Below are 19,170 nucleotides of genomic sequence, written 5' to 3' on the forward strand. Positions count from 1 at the left end.
GGCCCGCGAAGACCACACCACCGCTCACAAAAAAGGCGACCCGAAGGCCGCCTTTCGTTCATACAGCCAACCTGCTTACTCAGCCAGCTTGAAGGTGATGAAGCTCGCCCTGCCCTGGCGCAGCACGCGCATGGACACCGAACGATTCTTCGGCAGGCCCTTGGCGATATCGGCGAACTGCTTCGACGACTCGATGGCCTGGTTGTTCAGGTGCGTGATGACGTCGCCGGGCTGCAGGCCGATCAGCGCAGCCGGACCGTCCTGCACTTCCTTGATGACCACGCCGCCCTTGAGCTCGAGTGCCTTTTTCTGCTCGGTGGTCAGCTCTGCCACCGACACACCCAAGCGATTGCTGCTGCGCTCGGTCTGGGCCTTGGCGCCTGTATCCAGATCCTGATCGTCATCCGGCATCGCACCAACGGTCACGTCGATCGTGCGGCGCTTGCCTTCGCGGATCACTTCCAGGCTGGCCTTGGCACCGGCCTTGAGCCCTCCGACCAGATGCGGCAGGTCGGCCGACATATCGATCGGCTGGCCATTCATGCTCAGGATCACATCACCCACCTGCAGGCCGCCCTTGGCTGCCGGGCCTTCTTCGAGCACCTGGGCAACCAGTGCACCGGCCGGCTTGTCCAGGCCGAACGACTCGGCCAGGTCCTTGTTGACCTCTTGAATGACCACGCCCAGCCAGCCGCGGCTGACCTTGCCGTCCTTCTTGAGTTGGTCCGAAACGTCCAGGGCAACGTCGATCGGAATGGCGAAGGACAAGCCCATGAAGCCGCCGGAACGGGTGAAGATCTGCGAGTTGATACCCACCACTTCACCGTTCATGTTGAACAGCGGGCCACCCGAGTTGCCTGGGTTGATCGCCACGTCGGTCTGGATGAACGGCACGTAGGCGTCATTGGGCAGTGTACGGCCCTTGGCGCTGACGATGCCCTTGGTGACCGAATGGTCGAAGCCGAACGGCGAGCCGATGGCCAATACCCACTCGCCTACTTTCAACTTGGCCGAATCGCCCAGCTTGACCGTAGGCAGGTTCTTGCCGTCGATTTTCAACAGCGCCACGTCGGTGCGCGGATCGGTGCCGACCAGCTTGGCCTTCAGCTCACTGCGATCGGACAGACGCACGATGATTTCGTCGGCGTCGGCGATCACGTGGTTGTTGGTGAGTACATAGCCGTCGGCCGACACGATGAAACCCGAACCCAACGACTGCGCTTCGCGCTGACGATCGCCGCGCTGCGGGGAACGCGGTCCACCGCGTGGCATGTTGCGCTCGAAGAACTCGCGAAACATCGGCGGCAGGCCTTCCAGATCTGGCATCTGGCTGGCAGCCACACCGCGATCCGGCAGCTTCTGCGTGGTACTGATGTTCACCACGGCAGGCGAAGCCTGTTCGACCAGCGTGGTGAAATCAGGCAACGCTTCAGCCTGCACGCTGGCAACGCTGCCCAGCATCAGCACTGCCGCGAACAGTGAAAGAAAGGGGTTGAAACGTGTTATCGACATACGGCTCCCGTTCGTAACGAGCATGGTTGAGCAATAGGGTTGTGCGGTCGGCAAGACCGGGATTCGGCCCTCTGGCAATCCCGTGTTCCAGCGCGGCGCACGGCAGCGAACCAGCAACTGCATAACGGTTCGCCCCCGAGGCACAGACCTATAAGAAAAAAACCGGCGGTTTGCAACCTGCATGAAACAGCTTTCACGTTACGTCGCGATGATTAAACCAGCATGAAGGCCTGTCGCGAAGCATGGACGGTGCCTTGGGGCGCGCACAGTTCAACGCCGAGCCTGAACATCCTGGCGTTGCATCGACAGGGCTATTCGCTCAGCGGTGCCCAGCGGGATTTCACCCACTACCGTGATCATCATTTCACCTTCCGAGGTCTTCAACCGTCGCGACACTGCCGCCGTCGGGCCAAGCTGGACGCGGGTATCGCGCGCAGATGCACCATTGAGCGGTTCAACAAATACAGAAAAATGCGCAAGCCCATCGGCGTACAGCAGACTGGTCACACTGGCATTGCTGGCGGAAGATTTGCGCAGGCCTGTCTGGGCCAGTTCGAAGCCAGCCGGGATCCATTTGGAGCGCCACGTGGAGACATCGCGCGGTGCGGTGGCAGCGAGCGCGTGCAATACAGGCTTACAATTTGGTGTCGCCTTCAAGTCAGCAGATGCAGGGGCTCCCACTGCCAGACGCATGTACTGCAAACGTTCGAGCAGTCGCCCTTGCGCGTCGATCAACAAAGACTTGAGCAACAGGCCGGTACGTGTGTCCAGATGCATTTCGAAGGCATAGCGGTCGCGATCCCTGGGAACCAGAGTCACTACCACCGCCTCGCGGCCAGCGACCCTGGAAGCTCCGGCAACGCGCAGGTCGTACCACGACATCAGCTTGAGCGGATCGACAACGCCATCGGAGCCAACAGGACCTTGCACCACGCCGAGCACTGGGTTGCCCGTTGCGCAGGCCGTACGGCCACCGGCCTGGACACGCTCGGACGCGATACCATCCAATTTGAGCACACGCTCACGCACCCCGCCGTCGCCAGCACGGTGCCAAACCTGATAAGTGGAGAAATCACCGTCACGTTCGTAGACGAACGTGCCTTCGAAACTCTGCGTGCGCTCGGCGCGCGTCATGCTTTCGAGCCACTGAGCTGCATCGGGTGCAGCAGCGGCCGGTGCGGCCAGGCCAAGGAGAAATGGCAGGAGCAGAGCCGCACGCATGATCGGGATTAACGGTTTTCCATGCTCGCGGAACGGGCATAAGGCAGAGCGCTTTCCGAACCTTTGGCGGCAGCTTCCTGCGAATGTTGACGCAGATAACCCGGCAGGCGCTGGTCGTTCAAACCTTCCTCACCTTTAAGCACACCGTTGGCCATCGGCCCTGGTGCGTCGGAGCTGTCGGGCGTGTAGCCCGCCAGAACGGCCGGACCTTGCACCATCGGCGTCGACGGCGCTTGCTGCGCGGGCTGCTGTTGCGCCAGCTCGGCGCCGGTAATGTCGTCCTGGTTGTACAGGCGCACGCCTGCCAGCACGGCGACGGTCACCGAAGCAGCCACGGCCAGACGACCGAGGCTGCGCCATGGGCCGCGAGCAGCCGCTGCCGGCGCAACGTCTTCGGCAATGGCTGCCGACACTGCAGCCGACAGGTCCAGGCGCGGATCCAGAAGGTCCTTGTGCATGACAGCACGAGCGACCTGAAAACGTGCCCATGTGGCACGGGTTTCGGCATCGTCCAGCGCGGTCAGTACCCGACGCAGTTCCAATTCGTCCGCTTCGTTATCCATCACTGCGGACAGCGATTCCTGCAGGGCTTCACGACTCATGGCGTTCCTCTCTTGGCTATCGCCGCTGTCTCAGGATTCCTGCAACAACGGCTGCAGGGCTTTGTCGATGGCTTCCCGGGCACGGAAAATCCGCGACCGCACGGTCCCCACCGGACACTGCATGACACTGGCAATGTCTTCGTAACTCAAACCGTCGAACTCGCGCAGGGTCAATGCCGTGCGCAGGTCTTCAGGCAGCTGCTGGATGGTTCGATGGACGGTGCCCTCGATCTCATCGCGCAGCAGTGAACGTTCCGGTGACTCGAGGTCCTTGAGGCCATGATCGCCGTCATAAAACTCCGCGTCCTCGGAACTTACGTCACTGTCCGGTGGCCTGCGTCCGCGGGACACCAGATAGTTTTTCGCCGTGTTGATGGCGATACGGTACAGCCACGTGTAGAACGCGCTGTCTCCGCGAAAATTGCCCAACGCGCGGTAAGCCTTGATGAAAGCTTCCTGCGCCACGTCCTGGGCTTCATGGGTGTCGTGCACGAACCGCACGATCAACCCGAGAATCTTGTGCTGGTATTTCAGCACCAACAGATCAAACGCTCGCCGATCACCGCGTTGTACACGCTCGACCAGCTGCTGATCCTCTTCCTGGGTTAGCATGAACACTCCTCATGGGTCCGGAAGGAGCGCTGCTCAGGCCATCGTTCAGGCTTGCAACCATAGACTCGGGCTATTCGCAAAAGTTCTCCCCTCCAGGCAAGTTTCCCGCAGGTCTGGATCAAGCCTGCACGGAAAGCGCAGCTCGAACGTGCCGGGCTGCGCCGATAATCTTTCCGTCGAGCGCTGCAACCTGGCATTGCCAATGCAACCACTGTTCGACGCTGTTTCCTTCCTATAGGCAACCTTCTATTGATTGCAGGCTTTCTTGGAAAGTTCCCACAAAAACGAAGGTTTAGGCCTATACGCACGGCTTACTCGGTCCTACAACCGTTCCTATAACTGAAGTGATTCAGCTCGCGCAGCCCAGGTCGAGCGCCTGTTCGCGTAGCGCAAGCGTCGATGCGGCTGCTATAAATGCCGCGCCACGCCAGCGGGAAACCCTGGACTCCGTGCGTCGAAGGTGCCGCTATTGTGCCGCTACCCCCTTGGATATACCAGCGGGACGTGCACAACAGGCGCGAACGGCACGTTGGATGGCGCTTCACGCAACCTTACTTTCGACCTGCGGATGACCTTCGAATGGGCAAGCAACTGCAACACGATGTTCTGGTGATCGGTAGCGGAGCCGCAGGCTTGAGCCTTGCGCTGGCGTTACCCGACACGCTGCGCATCGCGGTCATCAGTAAAGGTGGGCTGGGCGATGGCTCGACGCCCTGGGCACAGGGCGGCGTGGCGGCCGTACTGGCCGATACCGATACCGTCGAGGCTCATGTTCAGGACACGCTCGAAGCGGGCGCCGGCCTGTGCGATGAAGAGGCCGTGCGCTTCACCGTAGAGCACAGCCGGGCGGCGATTCAGTGGCTGGTCGAGTTGGGCGTGCCGTTTACCCGTGAACACGAATCGGATCCCGCGCACACCGGCTTCCCCTTTCACCTGACCCGTGAAGGAGGCCACAGCCAGCGCCGGATCATTCATGCGGCGGATGCCACCGGCGCGGCGATGTTCGACACGCTGTTGGCAGCGGCGCGCCTGCGGCCCAACATCGAACTCATGGAGCAGTGCGCGGCCATCGACCTGATTACCGAACGGCGCCTGGGCCGCGCTGAGGACCGCTGTCTCGGCGCCTACGTGCTGGATCATCGCAGCGGCGCGGTGAACACTCACGCGGCGCGCTTCACCGTGCTGGCAACCGGTGGCGCCGCCAAGGTCTACCTGTACACCAGCAACCCCGACGGTGCCTGCGGCGATGGCATTGCCATGGCGTGGCGCGCGGGCTGCCGGGTCGCCAATCTGGAATTCAACCAGTTCCACCCGACCTGCCTGTATCACCCCCAGGCCAAGAGTTTTCTCATCACCGAAGCGCTGCGTGGCGAGGGCGCCCTGCTCAAGCTGGCCAACGGCGAGCGTTTCATGCCTCGCTTCGACTCGCGTGCCGAGCTTGCCCCGCGCGATATCGTGGCGCGCGCCATCGACCACGAAATGAAGCGCCTGGGCGCCGAGTGCGTGTACCTGGACATCAGCCACAAACCGGCAGACTTCATCCGCAGCCATTTCCCGACGGTGTACCAACGCTGCCTGACGTTCGGCATCGACATCACCCGCCAGCCCATTCCCGTGGTCCCAGCCGCCCATTACACCTGTGGCGGCGTGCAGGTGGACCGGCACGGCCGCACCGACGTCCCCCATTTGTATGCCATTGGCGAAACCAGTTGCACCGGCCTGCACGGCGCCAACCGCATGGCCAGCAATTCCCTGCTCGAATGCATCGTCTATGCCCGCTCCGCCGCCGAGCACATCGTTTCCTGCCTGGCCGAAGTCGCACCGCCCGGACCGTTGCCGCAGTGGGACGCCAGCCAGGTGACCGATTCGGACGAAGACGTGATCATTGCCCACAACTGGGACGAATTGCGGCGCTTCATGTGGGACTACGTGGGCATCGTGCGCACCACCAAACGTCTGCAGCGCGCGCAGCACCGAGTGCGCCTGCTGCTCGACGAGATCGATGAGTTCTACAGCAACTATAAGGTCAGCCGCGACCTGATCGAACTGCGCAACCTGGCGCAAGTGGCCGAGCTGATGATCGCGTCGGCCATGCAGCGCAAGGAAAGCCGAGGCCTGCACTACACGCTCGACTATCCAGACCTGCTGCCAGAGGCACATGACACTATTCTGGAACCGCCCACCTTTGCCGACTGAACTTCAGCCGCAGGCGCAGGCGTCGATGGGTGTCTGCATCCAGGCAGTCAGGCAGGACACAAGCGCTGCGCACCCGTCGCTGACCGGCCAGGCGGAAGCGCAGCACGACCACATGGGGCAGCGCCATGCTGTCGGGGCGCAGCTGCACCGTTTGCCAGCTACCAGCCTCGGTCCACACGGACCAGCCGCTCCGATCACGGCGCAGGCCGGTCACGGCGTGGGGGCTGCCGAGCAACACTTGCCGCGGCAATACGTACAGTGCGTGCGCGATGCATAGCGCCGCCGCGGCCAGGTGCACGAGTACGGGCGCATCCATCAGCAGGTTTGCCAGCCACGCCGAGGCCTGCGCCAGCACGTAGAAGGCCAGCAGCCTCCGCGAGGGCTGCCAGTGGCACTCGAAGCGGTTACTTGGGCTGGACACGATCCAGGATCATCCGAACCATGCGCTGCAACTCGGGGTCATCGGACTCGTTACGCTCCATGAACCAGCCGAACATGTCCTGATCTTCACATTCGAGCAGGCGTACGTAGACATCGCGATCCACCTGATTCAAGTGGGGATAGACTTCCTTGACGAAAGGCACCAGCAACACGTCCAGCTCCAGCATGCCGCGGCGGCTGTGCCAGTAAAGCCGGTTGAGTTCAACGTTTTCGACCATGGGGGGCTCCTTGAATAGGCGCGCAGTATACAGAGGCGCCGGTGGAGTGTCAGGGCGGAGGGGATAGCATTCCCCCGGCGCGGGGCTCTATGATGACGTCCAGTCTTTTCAACTCAGCGATGACCCATGTCCGATAGCGCTATGTTCTGCACCCTGACCCACGAGGGCGTCCTCGCCGTTCGCGGCTCGGACGCCGGCAAGTTCCTGCAGGGCCAGCTCACCTGCAACCTCAACTACCTGGACGAGCACACGGCCAGTCTCGGCGCGCGCTGCACGCAGAAAGGCCGCATGCAGTCCAGCTTTCGCATTCTTTTGCAGGGCGATGGCTGTGTTCTGGCCATGGCCCGCGGCCTGCTCGAAGCACAATTGGCCGACCTGAAGAAGTACGCGGTGTTCTCCAAGTCCAAGCTCACCGACGAGAGCGACGCCTGGGTGCGCTTCGGCGTGCAGCACGGCGATGGCGCGCTGAACGCGCTGGGCCTGGACCTGCCCCTGGATACCGATGCCGTGGTACGTCACGGCGCGCTGATCGCGGTGCGCGTGTCGCCGGCGCGGGCCGAGCTGTGGGCGCCTGCCGAGCAGGCCGAGAACCTGGCTGCCCGGCTGGCCGAACAGCTGGCCCAGGGCTCGCTCGACGATTGGCTGCTGGGGCAGATCCGCGCCGGTATCGGCCAGGTGCTGGAGCCGACTCGCGAGCTGTTCATCCCACAGATGCTGAACCTGCAGGCCGTGGGCGGCGTGAGTTTCAAGAAAGGTTGCTACACCGGCCAGGAAATCGTGGCACGCATGCAGTACCTGGGCAAACTCAAGCGACGCCTCTACCACGTCCAGTTGACCGGCCCGACGCGTCCGGAACCGGGTACCGCGCTGTTCTCGCCGGTGCATGGCAGCGCCATCGGCGAGATTGCCCTGGCCGCACCGACGGCCGAGGGCTACGAGGCTCTGGCCGTACTGCAGGACAACGCGGTCGAGGATGGTCGCATTCATCTGGGCAGTCTCGAAGGTCCTGCGCTGGCGCTTCTCACCTTGCCCTATACACTTGATCGAGACCGTGAAATACAGCGCTGACACGGCCCGTAGCAGGGCCTGCGCACCCCTCTCCCGCTATGCCGAGGCGTCGAATGAACCAGCTGGCCGATACAGTACAAAGGGATTTGCTGGCCGCCATCGACCGTGACGAGCTGGTGTTGCCGACCATGCCGGAAGTCGCCCTGAAAATTCGTGAAGCGGCCGAGGACGACAACGTCAGCGTCAATCGCCTGAGCCAGGTCATCGCTCAGGACGCGGCGCTGTCGGCGCGCCTGCTCAAGGTGGTCAACAGCCCACTGCTGCGCGCCAGTTTCGAGGTCACCGACGTGCGTACGGCGATCAATCGACTGGGCGTCAACTACAGCAGCAACCTGGCCATCGGCCTGGTCATCGAACAGATCTTCCACGCGCGCGCGCCTGCTGTGCAGAGCCGCATGCGCGAGGCGTGGCGGACCAGCCTGGAGGTGGCCGGCATGTGCACCGAGCTGGCGCGGCGATTCACCACGCTCAAGCCCGACCGCGCCGCTCTCGCCGGCCTGGTGCACCAGATCGGCGTATTGCCGATCCTGACCTACGCCCAGGAGCACAACGAACTGCTGGCCGACCCGGTGAGCCTCACCCATGTGATCGAGCATATCCATCCGCGGATAGGCGACCACATCCTGCACAAGTGGGACTTTCCGGCCATGCTCGCGCAGGTGCCAGGCCAGTTCCTGGACCTGAACCGGCACAACACGGAAACCGATTATGGCGATCTGGTGATGATCGTCACGCTGTTGCGCCTGCCGCACAATACGGGCCTGCCGACCCTGGTCGAGCATCCGGCGTATCAACGCCTGGAAATCAAGCAAAGCCCGGTGCTGCTGGCCAGCGATCTGCTGCAGGCACAGTCGCTGCTGAACTAGAGCGCGAAGTCGACGCGCACTTTCAAGCCGCCCCTGGCGCCATCGTGCAGGCTGATGCGCGCCATGTGCGCTCGGCAGATTTCACCGACGATGGCCAGCCCCAACCCGGTTCCGCTGCTCTGCGCATTGCGCCGGTAGAAGCGCTCGAAGACTCGATCGCGTTCATCCGCCGGAATGCCTGGCCCGTCGTCCTCGACCTCAAGGACGCCAGGGGCCAGCACGCGCAGAATGACGTTACCGCCGGCCGGAGTATGTGCCAAGGCGTTGTCCACCAGGTTGCTGAGCAGTTCGTTGAGCAACGTCGGCTCGCCGCGCAGCCAGATGGGCTCGTCGGCCTCCAGCGCCAACGCCACACCCCGGCCGTGGGCCAGGGGGGCCATGGCCATGCCCAGTTCGCGGGCCAGCTGGCTCAGGTCCAGGCGCTGGGCGCCGCCTTCGGCGATGGCTCGTGCGCCGTTCTCGACGCGGGCCAGTGACAGCAACTGATTGGCCAGGTGGGTGAGTTTGTCGGTGCCTTCCACTGCCTGCTGCAGAGTGGTGCGCCAGACTTCCGGCTGTTCGGCGCGCAGGCCCAACTCCACCCTTGCCTTGAGCGCTGCCAGCGGCGTGCGCAGCTCGTGGGCAGCATCGGCAATGAACTGCGCCTGCCGCTCGAACTGGACACGCAGGCGTTCGGTGAAATGGTTGAGGGCCTGCACCAGCGGCCACAGTTCGCGCTGGACCTCGACCAGCGGCAGGGGGCGCAGGTCATCCGGCTGACGGTCTTCGACTTCGTCGCGCAGACGCTCCAGGGGCCGCAGGGCAGCGCTGACCGTGACCCACACCAGCAACAAGGCGCCGCCGCCGAGCATGCCCAGGCGCAGCAGGGTGTCGGCCATCAGGCTACGGGCCATCGACACGCGCGCCTCTTCGGTCTCGGCCACGCGAATTTCTGCCATGCCGATCATGTTCGGTTCGCTGACCGCCTTGAGCAGGCTCACCACGCGTACGTTCTGCCCCAGATAACGGCCGCTGTAGAACGTGGCCAAGGCTGGGTAGTCGTCCGTACGCGGAGTGCCGCGCGGCGGCGCCGGCAGGTTTTCGTAGCCGGAGATCAGCTTGTGGTCGATGTCGTTGACCTGATAGTAGATGCGCCCGGCGCTGTCGTAGGCGAAGGTATCCAGGGCCACGTAGGGCACGTCGGCACTGAGCGTGCCGTCGCGCTGGGAAAGCCCGGCAGCAATTGTGCGCGCCGAAGCCAGCAGGGTCCGGTCATAAGCCGTGTCGGCCGCTTCGCGGCCATTCCAGTAGGCACTCAGACCGCTGGCCAGCATGAGGAAGACCAGCAGCATGGCGAGGTTCCACAGCAGCCGCCAACGCAGGCTGCTGACTTCACGCATCGCGGCTTTCCAGCAGGTAGCCCAGACCGCGGAAGGTGACGATGGCGATCGGTTGCTTGTCGAGCTTCTTGCGCAGGCGGTGCACATAGATCTCGATGGCGTCGGCGCTGGCTTCCTCGTCCAGGCCGAATACCTGGGCCGCCAACTGCTCCTTGCTCATCACCCGCCCCGGACGGGCAATCAGCGCCTCGAGCACCGCCTGTTCGCGCGAGGTCAGGGTCAGCAGTTCCTTGCCCAGGGTGAAGCGTCGCGTATCCAGGTCATAGGCCAGCGGACCGCAGCGCTGCTGGCGCTCACCACCGAGCACGGTGCGCCGCAGCAGGGCCTTGACCCGGGCTTCCAGCTCGGTGAGTTCGAACGGTTTGGCCAGATAGTCGTCGGCGCCCAGGTTCAAGCCATGGACGCGGTCCTTGACGTCGCTGCGCGCCGTGAGCATCAGCACCGGCAGATTTTTGCCTCGCGCTCGCAGGCGCGCCAGTACCTCGAAACCATCAAGCCTGGGCAGGCCGACATCGAGTATCGCGGCGGCGTATTCCTCGCTGGCCAGGGCCAGGTCTGCCGCCACCCCGTCGTGCAGCACATCGACGGTCAAGCCGGTGGCCTTCAGCGCCTGGGCGACACTTTCGGCCAACTGCAGGTGATCTTCTACAAGCAGGACACGCATCGGTATTCCTCACGGCCAATCTTTTCTATGTCGGGATAATGTTGCCGTAGTACGGTATTCGCTGATGTCAGCGCCAGCTGCGAAAGGCTCATCAACCGCTTTATGTGCCCGAGTTTACAGGCCCGCGCCGGACTGTGAAGCAGTCTTGGCAGATTGACCGCCACTGAAAGCTTGGTGAAAGGTTCGCAACATAAGGTTTCAGCAAGGCGAGTCCGTAGAGACCTGCCACGCAAACGTCACGATACGTTTTCGATAACAAGAACAACAATGGAGAAATACCCATGATCCGCGCCATGCGTCCGCTTGCCCTGGCTGTCAGCTGCCTGTTCATCAGTGCCCCGCTGCTTGCCCAGGAAGAACCCAAACGTCCTGAATGCATTGCCCCAGCTTCGCCGGGCGGTGGCTTCGACCTGACCTGCAAACTTGCCCAAAGCGCACTGGTCAACGAGAAGCTGCTGTCCAAACCCATGCGCGTCACCTACATGCCCGGCGGTGTCGGCGCGGTAGCGTACAACGCGGTGGTCGCGCAGCGCCCAGCCGACGCAGGCACCCTGGTGGCATGGTCCAGCGGCTCGCTGCTCAACCTGGCGCAGGGCAAGTTCGGCCGTTTCGACGAAAGCGCCGTACGCTGGCTGGCCGCGGTAGGCACCAGCTATGGTGCCATCGCGGTCAAGAGCGACTCGCCCTACAAGACCCTGGATGACCTGGTCAAGGCGCTCAAGGCCGACCCGAGCAAAGTCGTGATCGGCTCCGGCGGCACCGTCGGCAGCCAGGACTGGATGCAGACCGCACTGATCGCCAAGGCTGCCGGGATCAACCCGCGCGACCTGCGCTACGTTGCCCTGGAAGGTGGCGGTGAAATCGCCACGGCCCTGCTCGGCGGCCACATCCAGGTCGGCAGCACCGACATCTCCGACTCCATGCCGCACATCCTCAGTGGTGACATGCGCCTGCTCGCGGTGTTCTCCGACAAGCGTCTGGACGAGCCGGAAATGAAGGACATCCCCACTGCCAAGGAGCAGGGCTACGACATCGTCTGGCCTGTGGTGCGCGGCTTCTACCTGGGGCCGAAGGTGACCGACGCCGAATACGACTGGTGGAAAGCGGCGTTCGACAAGCTGCTGGCATCCGAGGAGTTCGCCAAGCTGCGTGACCAGCGCGAGCTGTTCCCGTTCGCCATGACCGGGCAGGAGCTGGACACCTACGTGAAGAAACAGGTCGCCGAGTACAAGACCCTGGCCAAGGAATTCGGCCTGGTTCAGTAATCGGCTTGGGACTGCGGGTAGCCATTCGCGGGCAGAGACCCGCTCCCACAGGGTTGGATGTACACGTCCACTGTGAGAGCGGATCTCTGCCCGCGAAGGCTTCCCTGCCGACACCACCATCGTCCTCCTTCACGAAGGAACATGACCATGATCATGATCGTTCAACGGCTTTTCGCCCTGCTGTTGCTGCTTGTCTGTGCCGGTCTGGCACTGATGGCCTGGCCCTACCAGGCACCCTTTTCCTATGAGCCGGTAGGCCCGCGCGCCTACCCGTTGCTGATGCTGGGCCTGATGAGCCTGGCCTTGCTGTACTTGGTGTTTCGTCCCACTCCGATCGTGCACAGCGAAGAAGAACCGCCGCTGGACCGCCCGACCTTGAAGAAGATCGCCTTGTGCATCGGCCTGCTGCTGGTGTTCGCCGGGACGTTCGAACCCCTGGGCTTCATTCTCAGCAGCATCCTGATCGGCATTCCGATGGCCTTGCTGTATGGCGGCCGCGCAATGCCCAGCGTGATCATCATCACCTTGATGAGCATCGGCCTGTACGTGCTCTTCGACAAAGTCATGGACGTGCCGCTGCCCCTGGGCCTGCTCAGCGTTCTGGAGAACTGACATGGATACTCTTGGCTACCTGGGTCAGGGCTTCGGCGTTGCACTGACCCCTTACAACCTGATCACCGCCCTGTCGGGCACCCTGATCGGCACCGTGGTCGGCCTGCTGCCGGGCCTGGGGCCGATCAATGGCGTGGCACTGCTCATCCCGATCGCCTTCGCCCTGGGCCTGCCGCCGGAATCGGCGCTGATCCTGCTGGCAGCGGTGTACCTGGGCTGCGAATACGGCGGCCGCATCAGCTCGATCCTGCTCAACATTCCCGGCGAAGCATCGACCGTGATGACCACTCTGGACGGCTACCCGATGGCCCGTCAGGGCCTGGCTGGCGTTGCGCTGTCGTTGTCCGCCTGGAGCTCGTTCATCGGTGCATTCATCGCCACCTGCGGCATGGTCATGTTTGCCCCGATCCTGGCCAAATGGGCGATTGCCTTCGGCCCTGCGGAATACTTCGTGTTGATGGTGTTCGCCATCGTCTGCCTGGGCGGCATGGCCGGTGACAGGCCATTGAAGACGTTCATTGCGGCGCTGATCGGCCTGTTCCTGTCCAGTGTCGGCATCGACGCCAACAGCGGCGTGTACCGGTTCACCGGCGACAACATCCACCTGACCGACGGTATTCAATTCGTCGTGCTGGTGCTGGGCCTGTTCTCGATCAGTGAAATCCTCCTGCTGCTGGAAAAGACTCACCACGGCAGCGTGGCCGTCACAGCCACCGGGCGCATGATGTTCAACCTCAAGGAAGCCGCTTCGGTGTTCTGGGTGAACATCCGCTGCGGCGTGCTGGGCTTCATCATGGGCGTACTGCCCGGCGCCGGCGCCACCCTGGCCAGCGCCGTGGCCTACACCACCGAGAAGCGCCTGGCGGGTGCCAGCGGCAAGTTCGGCCAAGGTGACAAGCGTGGCCTGGCCGCGCCGGAAACCGCCATCGGCGCCACTGCCTGCGGCGCCCTGGTGCCGATGCTGACCCTCGGCGTACCGGGTTCGGGCACCACTGCAGTGATGATCGGCGCCCTGTCGCTGTACAACATCACGCCAGGCCCGCTGCTGTTCCAACAGCAACCGGACATCGTCTGGGGCCTGATCGCCTCGCTGTTCGTCGCCAACATCATGCTGGTGATCCTGAACATCCCCATGATCCGCATCTTCACCAAGATCCTCGCCGTGCCGAACTGGGCACTGGTACCGGTCATCGCCATCATCACCGGCATCGGCGTCTACGCGGTCCACGCGACCACCTTCGACCTGTTCCTGATGATCGGCATCGGCATCTTCGGCTACATCCTGCGCAAGTTGGATTTCCCGCTGTCGCCCGTCCTGCTCGGCTTCATCCTGGGTGGCCTGATGGAGCAGAACCTGCGTCGCGCGCTGTCGATTTCCAACGGCGAGCTGCAGATTCTCTGGGGCAGCCCGATCACCGCAGGTGTCTGGATACTCACCGTTCTGATGCTGCTGCTGCCGGTGGTTCGTATCTGGCGCAAGCGCGCTGCCATGCGTCGTGCCGCTGCCGATGTTTGATCGGTTCCTGCACAACTGGTGGGGTACACCGTTCGTAGGTCTGGCTGGCGGCTATGTCGCCAGCCTGATCGGCTGGCCGCTGCCCTGGATGATCGGCTCGTTGCTGGCGATCATCCTGGTGCGCTGCCTGACACCGTGGCAATTGGCGGAAATACCCAATGGCCGCAAGCTGGGCCAGTGGATCGTCGGCATAGGCATCGGCCTGCACTTCACCCCCCTGGTGATGGAGCAGGTTGGCGGCCATTTCGGCCTGATTTTTTTCGGAGCGCTGATCACCAGCGTTTCCAGTGCCGTGGGCGTGTGGCTGATGCTGCGCACCGGTGAAGACCGGGCCACGGCTTTTTTTTCCAGCATGCCGGGCGGTTCCGGCGAAATGGTCAACCTGGGCGCGCGCAATGGCGCCGACCTCAGCCGCGTCGCTGCAGGGCAGAGCCTGCGGGTGCTGGCCGTGGTGCTGTGCGTGCCGGCGCTGTTCAAATTCCTGATGGGCGACGGCACACCGATCAGCCATGAAGGCGGCGTCGACTGGGCCTGGCTGGCGTTGATCTTCCCTCTCGCCGGGGTGGCGGCCTGGATCTGGCAGCGACTGGACCAGCCCAACCCCTGGCTGTTCGGCCCCCTGCTGGTCAGCGCTGCCATGAGCGTCAGCTTCGATCTGCACATCGGCCTGCCGGACGGTGGCAGCCAGATCGGCCAGTGGCTGATCGGCAGCGGCCTGGGCTGCCACTTCAATCGCGCGTTTTTCCGCCGCGCGCCATCGTTTCTCGCGCGTACGCTGGTCAGCACCGCCTTGACCATGGCCATTGCCGGCGGCTGCGCACTGGCCCTGAGCGCCCTGACCAACCTCGACCTGCGTTCGCTGACCCTGGGCATGATGCCCGGTGGCATTGCCGAGATGAGCCTGACCGCCGAGGTGCTGCAGCTGTCGGTACCGCTGGTGACAGCGATGCAGGTGATGCGCCTGCTGTTCGTGCTGTTTCTGGCCGAACCGCTGTTTCGCCAGTGGCAGAAGCGTCGACCGGTGCCTTAGGGCAGGCGCCAGTCGATGGCGGTCAGACCGTTCTGTTCTAGAAACTTGTTGGCGCGGCTGAAGTGGCCGTTGCCGATGAAGCCCTTGTGCGCCGACAACGGCGAGGGATGCACAGAGGTCAGCACCAGGTGCTTGCTGTTGTCGATCAGCTTCTGCTTGCTCTGCGCATGCGCGCCCCACAGCATGAACACCACGCTGGACTGCTGCTCGCTGACCACTTCGATAATGCGGTCGGTGAACGGCTGCCAGCCTTTCTTGGCATGGGCGGCGGCGTTTGCCCTCTCCACCGTCATGGTGGTGTTGAGCAGCAATACACCCTGCTCCGCCCAGCTCTGCAGATAGCCATGCTTGGGGATGTCGATGTTGAGGTCGCGCTTGAGCTCCTTGTAGATGTTCACCAGCGAAGGCGGCGTAGGAATGCCCGGCTGCACCGAGAAGCACAAGCCATGCGCCTGGCCCGGACCGTGGTAGGGATCCTGACCGAGAATCACGACTTTCACCTGGTCCAACGGCGTGGTGTTGAGCGCGTTGAAGATCATCGGCCCGGGCGGATAGATTTCTTTCCCCAGCGCATGCTCCTGGCGCAGGAATTCGCGCAACTGGGCCATGTAAGGCTTGTCGAATTCCTCACGCAGTGCAGCTTTCCAGCTAGGCTCGAGTTTGATGCGGTCGTCTGTGCTCATATGTTCCTCAACAAGAAGCAGGCACCCTAAAACAACAGGCACCAGAAATCAGTGGGCGGACGGTAGGAATGCGGACACAGAAAGTCAAATCCAGACTGGACAGCGCACTGCGACCCTCCGTCGGCCCTTCGCGGTCATCGCTGCGCTGCTGCCGCCCCTTTTGATGCGAGGTCAGGATGGATTTGAATTTCGAAGAACTCAGCGCCGGTAATGGCGCGCGGATCGGCGTCGCCTCCCTGAATGCTGAGAAAACCCTCAATGCTCTGACCTTGCCGATGCTCGAAGCGCTCGCGGGAAAATTCGATGAGTGGGCGCAGGATGACCGGGTGGTCTGTGTGGTGCTGCGCGGCGAAGGCGAGAAAGCCTTTTGCGCCGGTGGCGACGTACGCAGCCTGGTCCAGGCCTGCCGAGCCCACCCCGGTGAGGTGCCGCCGCTGGCGGCACGATTCTTCGCTGCCGAATACCGCTTCGACTACCGCCTGCACACCTACCCCAAGCCGGTGATCTGCTGGGGCCACGGCTACGTACTGGGCGGTGGCATGGGCTTGCTGCAGGCGTCGAGCATTCGCATCGTCACGCCGAGCAGCCGCCTGGCCATGCCCGAGATCACCATCGGCCTGTACCCGGATGTCGGCGCCAGCGGATTCCTCTCGCGCATGCCCGGCAAGCTCGGTCTGTTCCTGGGCCTGACCGGCGCGCAGATCAACGCCCGTGACGCCCTCGACCTGGGCCTGGCCGACCGTTGCCTGCGCGACGATCAATACGAAGATCTGCTCGACGGCCTGCTGCAGCTGAACTGGCAGGAGCAGACAGCCATGCAGCTGAACAGCCTGCTCAAGGCCCTCGAACACGATGCGCGCGACAGTGCCCCAGCGGCGCAGTGGCTGCCGCGCCGGGCCGCCATCGACGCCCAGCTGGACGTCAGCGATGCGCCGGGCGCCTGGCATGCACTGGTGCAATGGCAACGACACGAGGACCCCTTGCTGGCCAAGGCCGCCAGCAACCTCGCCAAGGGCTGCCCGCTGACCGCGCATTTGATCTGGGCGCAATTGGCCCGTGCCCGCCACTTGTCGCTGGCCCAGGTGTTCCAGATGGAATACAGCTTGAGCCTGAACTGCTGCCGTCATCCCGAATTCAGCGAAGGCGTGCGTGCGCGCCTGATCGACAAGGACAACCAGCCGCACTGGCACTGGCCTGATGTCGACCATGTACCGCAGGCAGTGGTCGAGGCGCATTTCGGCAAGGCCTGGGAAGGCCGTCATCCGCTGGCGGATCTTTGTGATTACTGAATGGCAGGTGAAAAACGAAAACGGCGCCCCTGAGGGCGCCGTTGCTGATTAGTGCCGACCGCCGCGGCCCGGGCCACGGTCGGAGCCTCGGCCCCGGTTCCAATCCTGGCCGTAATGCCGCGCCGGCCCGTCGCGCCAGCGTGGATCGGGGCCGCGCCCTGGCCTGAACCCCGGCCGGTAGTGCGGAGCAGGCGGACCGTAGTAGCGAGGCGGCGGCACCGCGTAATACCGAGGCGCCGAGAAGTAGCGCGGCCCCTCGTAATAGCGCGGCGCCGGCGTCACGTAGTAACCGCTGCCATAGGGCTGGCTGTAGGGGTAGTAGCCGCCTCTCGGCGAGCTGTCCACGGAATAGACTTCGGTGCGGTAGTAACCTCCCCCTCCATAGGGCACACAGGCACTTGTCAACAAGCCCAATACCACGATCAAAAGAGCTCTAGGGGACATAAGCGGCCTCCTGGACCGCGAGAGGGATCGAACCAGCACGACTGGTCGTTACCCGGAACGGTGGTTCTGGGCATAACTCAGACAGCAGGAAAGATACTGCATTTCACTCGGCAATAAATTGATACAAAGCGTTCTGCATCGACGCTTTTCGCCGACCTGCAGGGCGCTGAAGTAGAATGCCACGTTCATACCTTCACGGATCGCTCATGACCACGCTCGCGCTGACCGACAGCCGCCTTTGCCCAGCCTGCGGCGGCCGCAACGACTGCACATTGGCCGATGCCAAGACGGCCGCACAGCCGTGCTGGTGCTACACGGTCAGCATCGACCCCGCTGTGCTGCGGGCTTTGCCCGAGCATCTGCGCAACGCCGCCTGCTTGTGTCCGCGCTGCGCGCGAGTGAATGAGCAACTGCCTGAGTCGGAGGCATAGCGCAGCGATGCGTCTGGACAGGTTCCTTTCCAATTTCGAACGCTTCAACCGGCAGCAGGTGCGCCTGGCCTTGATCGCAGGACGGGTCCAGGTGGATGGCAGCGTGGTCCGCGACCCGCTGCACGCTGTCTCTGAGTTCAGCGAAGTACGGCTTGACCAAGCGCTGTTGCAGGCCGGCTATCCTGCTCGCTACCTGATGCTGCACAAACCACCTGGTTGCGTCAGCGCCACGCAGGATCCGCAGCATCGGACCGTGCTCGACCTGCTCGAGGTGCCCGACAAGCACCAGTTGCACATTGCCGGGCGACTGGATTTCAACACCACCGGGCTGATGATCCTGACCAACGATGGGCAATGGTCACGCCGCCTGACCCAACCGGCCACCAAGCTGCCCAAGGTGTACCTGGTCGAGACCGAGCAGGTCATCGAGCCCCATTATATAGAGACGTTCGCCAAGGGCATCTACTTCGCCTTCGAAGACCTCACCACCCTGCCCGCCCACCTCGACATCCTCGGCCCGCGCCTGGCGCGCCTGAGCATCGTCGAAGGGCGTTACCACCAGGTGAAGCGGATGTTCGGCCACTTCCAGAACAAGGTGCTCACGCTGCACCGCGAGCGCATGGGCGCGCTGATGCTCGATGACAGCCTGCAACCCGGCCAGTACCGCAGCTTGAGCGCAGAAGAGATCGGTCTGGTTTGAGGGGAATCGAGCAGAGATACGAAATTTAGCGCTTCAAATTGCCAGGCGCTTCTGGTACAAAGTCAGCCGCCCGGAGCAGGTGTCGAAAGACGCAGTGCACCGAGGTCGCCAAGCTGGCAATCGAGTTCGCAATGAACTGCCAGCGGCACGGAAACAACGCGTCATGCGGGTATAGTTTAGTGGTAAAACGAAAGCTTCCCAAGCTTTAGTTGAGGGTTCGATTCCCTCTACCCGCTCCATGTTTCAGTCAGTATTTTGATTTTCTCCCCCTCCCCGCTCAGCCTCTTATCCGCCGAACCTTATTCGCCATACTCCGCAGAACACTACCTCCGGCGTAACGAAGCTCGGGCCATCTGCTTCGCCAGCTCATGGATATCATCAGCCAATGCACAGACTCCGATTCGCCCCCCCCTACATCCTG

20 protein-coding genes and 1 tRNA gene are annotated in these 19,170 nt (G+C 63.1%); 11 read left to right on the top strand and 10 right to left on the bottom strand.

Features of this window, described 5'->3' with window-relative positions:
• Positions 1-75: 75 nt before the first annotated feature.
• From H7993_RS07780 to rpoE, 4 genes are all read right to left on the bottom strand, one after another.
• Positions 76-1,461, bottom strand: coding sequence for a DegQ family serine endoprotease (locus tag H7993_RS07780; RefSeq protein ID WP_240998822.1), 1,386 nt, complete (start codon positions 1,459-1,461; stop codon positions 76-78).
• A gap of 321 nt (positions 1,462-1,782) precedes the next feature.
• A complete protein-coding gene (locus H7993_RS07785) occupies positions 1,783-2,733 on the bottom strand; it encodes a MucB/RseB C-terminal domain-containing protein (RefSeq protein WP_185793974.1) in 951 nt (316 codons plus the stop codon).
• Between the two features lie 8 nt (positions 2,734-2,741).
• Positions 2,742-3,335 carry a sigma-E factor negative regulatory protein gene (locus H7993_RS07790; protein ID WP_122479365.1) on the bottom strand — a complete coding sequence of 198 codons (594 nt, stop codon included), beginning with the start codon at positions 3,333-3,335 and terminating at the stop codon, positions 2,742-2,744.
• A 30-nt stretch (positions 3,336-3,365) separates the two neighbouring features.
• Positions 3,366-3,947: an RNA polymerase sigma factor RpoE/AlgU gene (gene rpoE, locus H7993_RS07795; protein WP_011535354.1), complete on the bottom strand. Its 582-nt coding sequence runs from the start codon at positions 3,945-3,947 to the stop codon at positions 3,366-3,368.
• Between the two features lie 579 nt (positions 3,948-4,526).
• On the opposite strand from rpoE, the gene nadB reads away from it, so the two are divergent.
• Positions 4,527-6,143 (top strand): L-aspartate oxidase, encoded by a 1,617-nt coding sequence (nadB, locus tag H7993_RS07800; RefSeq protein ID WP_185793975.1) that lies wholly within the window; start codon positions 4,527-4,529, stop codon positions 6,141-6,143.
• On the opposite strand, the gene H7993_RS07805 is transcribed toward nadB, so the two are convergent.
• Together H7993_RS07805 and H7993_RS07810 are read right to left on the bottom strand one after the other, a co-directional pair.
• Entirely contained in the window at positions 6,112-6,564 is a 453-nt protein-coding gene (locus H7993_RS07805; RefSeq protein ID WP_185793976.1) for a protein YgfX, read from the bottom strand. The genes nadB and H7993_RS07805 overlap by 32 nt on opposite strands.
• The gene (locus H7993_RS07810; RefSeq protein ID WP_122479368.1) at positions 6,548-6,802 is read right to left on the bottom strand and encodes an FAD assembly factor SdhE; all 255 of its coding nucleotides are present in this window, start codon (positions 6,800-6,802) and stop codon (positions 6,548-6,550) included. Before H7993_RS07810 ends, H7993_RS07805 begins: the two co-directional genes overlap by 17 nt.
• Before the next feature lie 126 nt (positions 6,803-6,928).
• On the opposite strand from H7993_RS07810, the gene ygfZ reads away from it, so the two are divergent.
• Entirely contained in the window at positions 6,929-7,870 is a 942-nt protein-coding gene (gene ygfZ, locus H7993_RS07815) for a CAF17-like 4Fe-4S cluster assembly/insertion protein YgfZ (protein ID WP_185793977.1), read from the top strand.
• Between the two features lie 53 nt (positions 7,871-7,923).
• The gene (locus H7993_RS07820; protein ID WP_122797203.1) at positions 7,924-8,736 is read left to right on the top strand and encodes an HDOD domain-containing protein; all 813 of its coding nucleotides are present in this window, start codon (positions 7,924-7,926) and stop codon (positions 8,734-8,736) included.
• Here H7993_RS07820 and H7993_RS07825 read toward each other — a convergent pair.
• Both H7993_RS07825 and H7993_RS07830 read right to left on the bottom strand, forming a co-directional pair.
• Positions 8,733-10,115, bottom strand: a complete 1,383-nt coding sequence (locus H7993_RS07825) for a sensor histidine kinase (protein ID WP_185793978.1) — start codon at positions 10,113-10,115, stop codon at positions 8,733-8,735. The genes H7993_RS07820 and H7993_RS07825 overlap by 4 nt on opposite strands.
• Positions 10,108-10,779 (bottom strand): response regulator, encoded by a 672-nt coding sequence (locus H7993_RS07830; protein ID WP_049860714.1) that lies wholly within the window; start codon positions 10,777-10,779, stop codon positions 10,108-10,110. The genes H7993_RS07825 and H7993_RS07830 overlap by 8 nt, the downstream gene beginning before the upstream one ends.
• A 281-nt stretch (positions 10,780-11,060) precedes the next feature.
• Between H7993_RS07830 and H7993_RS07835 the strand changes: the two genes are divergently transcribed.
• The 4 genes from H7993_RS07835 (at position 11,061) to H7993_RS07850 (ending at position 15,202) form a co-directional block, all read left to right on the top strand.
• Complete coding sequence (locus H7993_RS07835; protein ID WP_122713340.1) at positions 11,061-12,044, top strand: Bug family tripartite tricarboxylate transporter substrate binding protein; 984 nt, start codon at positions 11,061-11,063, stop codon at positions 12,042-12,044.
• Positions 12,045-12,197: 153 nt separating this feature from the next.
• Positions 12,198-12,656, top strand: coding sequence for a tripartite tricarboxylate transporter TctB family protein (locus H7993_RS07840; RefSeq protein WP_185794201.1), 459 nt, complete (start codon positions 12,198-12,200; stop codon positions 12,654-12,656).
• 1 nt (position 12,657) lies between these two features.
• The gene (locus H7993_RS07845) at positions 12,658-14,172 is read left to right on the top strand and encodes a tripartite tricarboxylate transporter permease (RefSeq protein WP_185793979.1); all 1,515 of its coding nucleotides are present in this window, start codon (positions 12,658-12,660) and stop codon (positions 14,170-14,172) included.
• Positions 14,165-15,202, top strand: coding sequence for an AbrB family transcriptional regulator (locus H7993_RS07850; RefSeq protein WP_122479724.1), 1,038 nt, complete (start codon positions 14,165-14,167; stop codon positions 15,200-15,202). The genes H7993_RS07845 and H7993_RS07850 overlap by 8 nt, the downstream gene beginning before the upstream one ends.
• Here the strand turns inward: H7993_RS07850 and ung are convergent.
• Positions 15,199-15,885: a uracil-DNA glycosylase gene (ung, locus tag H7993_RS07855; protein WP_122797200.1), complete on the bottom strand. Its 687-nt coding sequence runs from the start codon at positions 15,883-15,885 to the stop codon at positions 15,199-15,201. The genes H7993_RS07850 and ung overlap by 4 nt on opposite strands.
• Before the next feature lie 176 nt (positions 15,886-16,061).
• On the opposite strand from ung, the gene H7993_RS07860 reads away from it, so the two are divergent.
• On the top strand, positions 16,062-17,174 hold the full coding sequence (locus tag H7993_RS07860) for an enoyl-CoA hydratase/isomerase family protein (protein WP_185793980.1): 1,113 nt from the start codon (positions 16,062-16,064) through the stop codon (positions 17,172-17,174).
• 48 nt (positions 17,175-17,222) lie between these two features.
• Here H7993_RS07860 and H7993_RS07865 read toward each other — a convergent pair whose 3' ends face one another.
• Positions 17,223-17,618 carry a hypothetical protein gene (locus H7993_RS07865; RefSeq protein ID WP_122713343.1) on the bottom strand — a complete coding sequence of 132 codons (396 nt, stop codon included), beginning with the start codon at positions 17,616-17,618 and terminating at the stop codon, positions 17,223-17,225.
• A gap of 221 nt (positions 17,619-17,839) precedes the next feature.
• Here H7993_RS07865 and H7993_RS07870 point away from each other — a divergent pair, with 221 nt between their 5' ends.
• The 3 genes from H7993_RS07870 to H7993_RS07880 all read left to right on the top strand — a co-directional run bounded on the left by H7993_RS07870 (position 17,840) and on the right by H7993_RS07880 (position 18,988).
• Positions 17,840-18,049: a cysteine-rich CWC family protein gene (locus tag H7993_RS07870; protein WP_185794202.1), complete on the top strand. Its 210-nt coding sequence runs from the start codon at positions 17,840-17,842 to the stop codon at positions 18,047-18,049.
• A gap of 7 nt (positions 18,050-18,056) precedes the next feature.
• The gene (locus H7993_RS07875; protein ID WP_185793981.1) at positions 18,057-18,749 is read left to right on the top strand and encodes a pseudouridine synthase; all 693 of its coding nucleotides are present in this window, start codon (positions 18,057-18,059) and stop codon (positions 18,747-18,749) included.
• 165 nt (positions 18,750-18,914) lie between these two features.
• A tRNA-Gly gene (locus H7993_RS07880) sits at positions 18,915-18,988 on the top strand.
• The last annotated feature ends 182 nt before the right edge of the window (positions 18,989-19,170 follow it).

The sequence above is a fragment of the Pseudomonas baltica genome (assembly GCF_014235765.1).
Taxonomy (GTDB): Bacteria; Pseudomonadota; Gammaproteobacteria; order Pseudomonadales; family Pseudomonadaceae; genus Aquipseudomonas; species Aquipseudomonas baltica.

What these genes read in the sequence shown, in the direction of transcription:
- H7993_RS07780 (WP_240998822.1), bottom strand. Translation starts at nt 1,461, where the DNA reads ATGCTGGGCAGCGTTGCCAGCGTGCAGGCTGAAGCGTTGCCTGATTTC.
- H7993_RS07785 (WP_185793974.1), bottom strand. Translation starts at nt 2,733, where the DNA reads ATGCGTGCGGCTCTGCTCCTGCCATTTCTCCTTGGCCTGGCCGCACCG.
- H7993_RS07790 (WP_122479365.1), bottom strand. Translation starts at nt 3,335, where the DNA reads ATGAGTCGTGAAGCCCTGCAGGAATCGCTGTCCGCAGTGATGGATAAC.
- rpoE (WP_011535354.1), bottom strand. Translation starts at nt 3,947, where the DNA reads ATGCTAACCCAGGAAGAGGATCAGCAGCTGGTCGAGCGTGTACAACGC.
- nadB (WP_185793975.1), top strand. Translation starts at nt 4,527, where the DNA reads ATGGGCAAGCAACTGCAACACGATGTTCTGGTGATCGGTAGCGGAGCC.
- H7993_RS07810 (WP_122479368.1), bottom strand. Translation starts at nt 6,802, where the DNA reads ATGGTCGAAAACGTTGAACTCAACCGGCTTTACTGGCACAGCCGCCGC.
- ygfZ (WP_185793977.1), top strand. Translation starts at nt 6,929, where the DNA reads ATGTCCGATAGCGCTATGTTCTGCACCCTGACCCACGAGGGCGTCCTC.
- H7993_RS07820 (WP_122797203.1), top strand. Translation starts at nt 7,924, where the DNA reads ATGAACCAGCTGGCCGATACAGTACAAAGGGATTTGCTGGCCGCCATC.
- H7993_RS07825 (WP_185793978.1), bottom strand. Translation starts at nt 10,115, where the DNA reads ATGCGTGAAGTCAGCAGCCTGCGTTGGCGGCTGCTGTGGAACCTCGCC.
- H7993_RS07830 (WP_049860714.1), bottom strand. Translation starts at nt 10,779, where the DNA reads ATGCGTGTCCTGCTTGTAGAAGATCACCTGCAGTTGGCCGAAAGTGTC.
- H7993_RS07835 (WP_122713340.1), top strand. Translation starts at nt 11,061, where the DNA reads ATGATCCGCGCCATGCGTCCGCTTGCCCTGGCTGTCAGCTGCCTGTTC.
- H7993_RS07840 (WP_185794201.1), top strand. Translation starts at nt 12,198, where the DNA reads ATGATCGTTCAACGGCTTTTCGCCCTGCTGTTGCTGCTTGTCTGTGCC.
- H7993_RS07845 (WP_185793979.1), top strand. Translation starts at nt 12,658, where the DNA reads ATGGATACTCTTGGCTACCTGGGTCAGGGCTTCGGCGTTGCACTGACC.
- H7993_RS07850 (WP_122479724.1), top strand. Translation starts at nt 14,165, where the DNA reads ATGTTTGATCGGTTCCTGCACAACTGGTGGGGTACACCGTTCGTAGGT.
- ung (WP_122797200.1), bottom strand. Translation starts at nt 15,885, where the DNA reads ATGAGCACAGACGACCGCATCAAACTCGAGCCTAGCTGGAAAGCTGCA.
- H7993_RS07860 (WP_185793980.1), top strand. Translation starts at nt 16,062, where the DNA reads ATGGATTTGAATTTCGAAGAACTCAGCGCCGGTAATGGCGCGCGGATC.
- H7993_RS07865 (WP_122713343.1), bottom strand. Translation starts at nt 17,618, where the DNA reads ATGTCCCCTAGAGCTCTTTTGATCGTGGTATTGGGCTTGTTGACAAGT.
- H7993_RS07875 (WP_185793981.1), top strand. Translation starts at nt 18,057, where the DNA reads ATGCGTCTGGACAGGTTCCTTTCCAATTTCGAACGCTTCAACCGGCAG.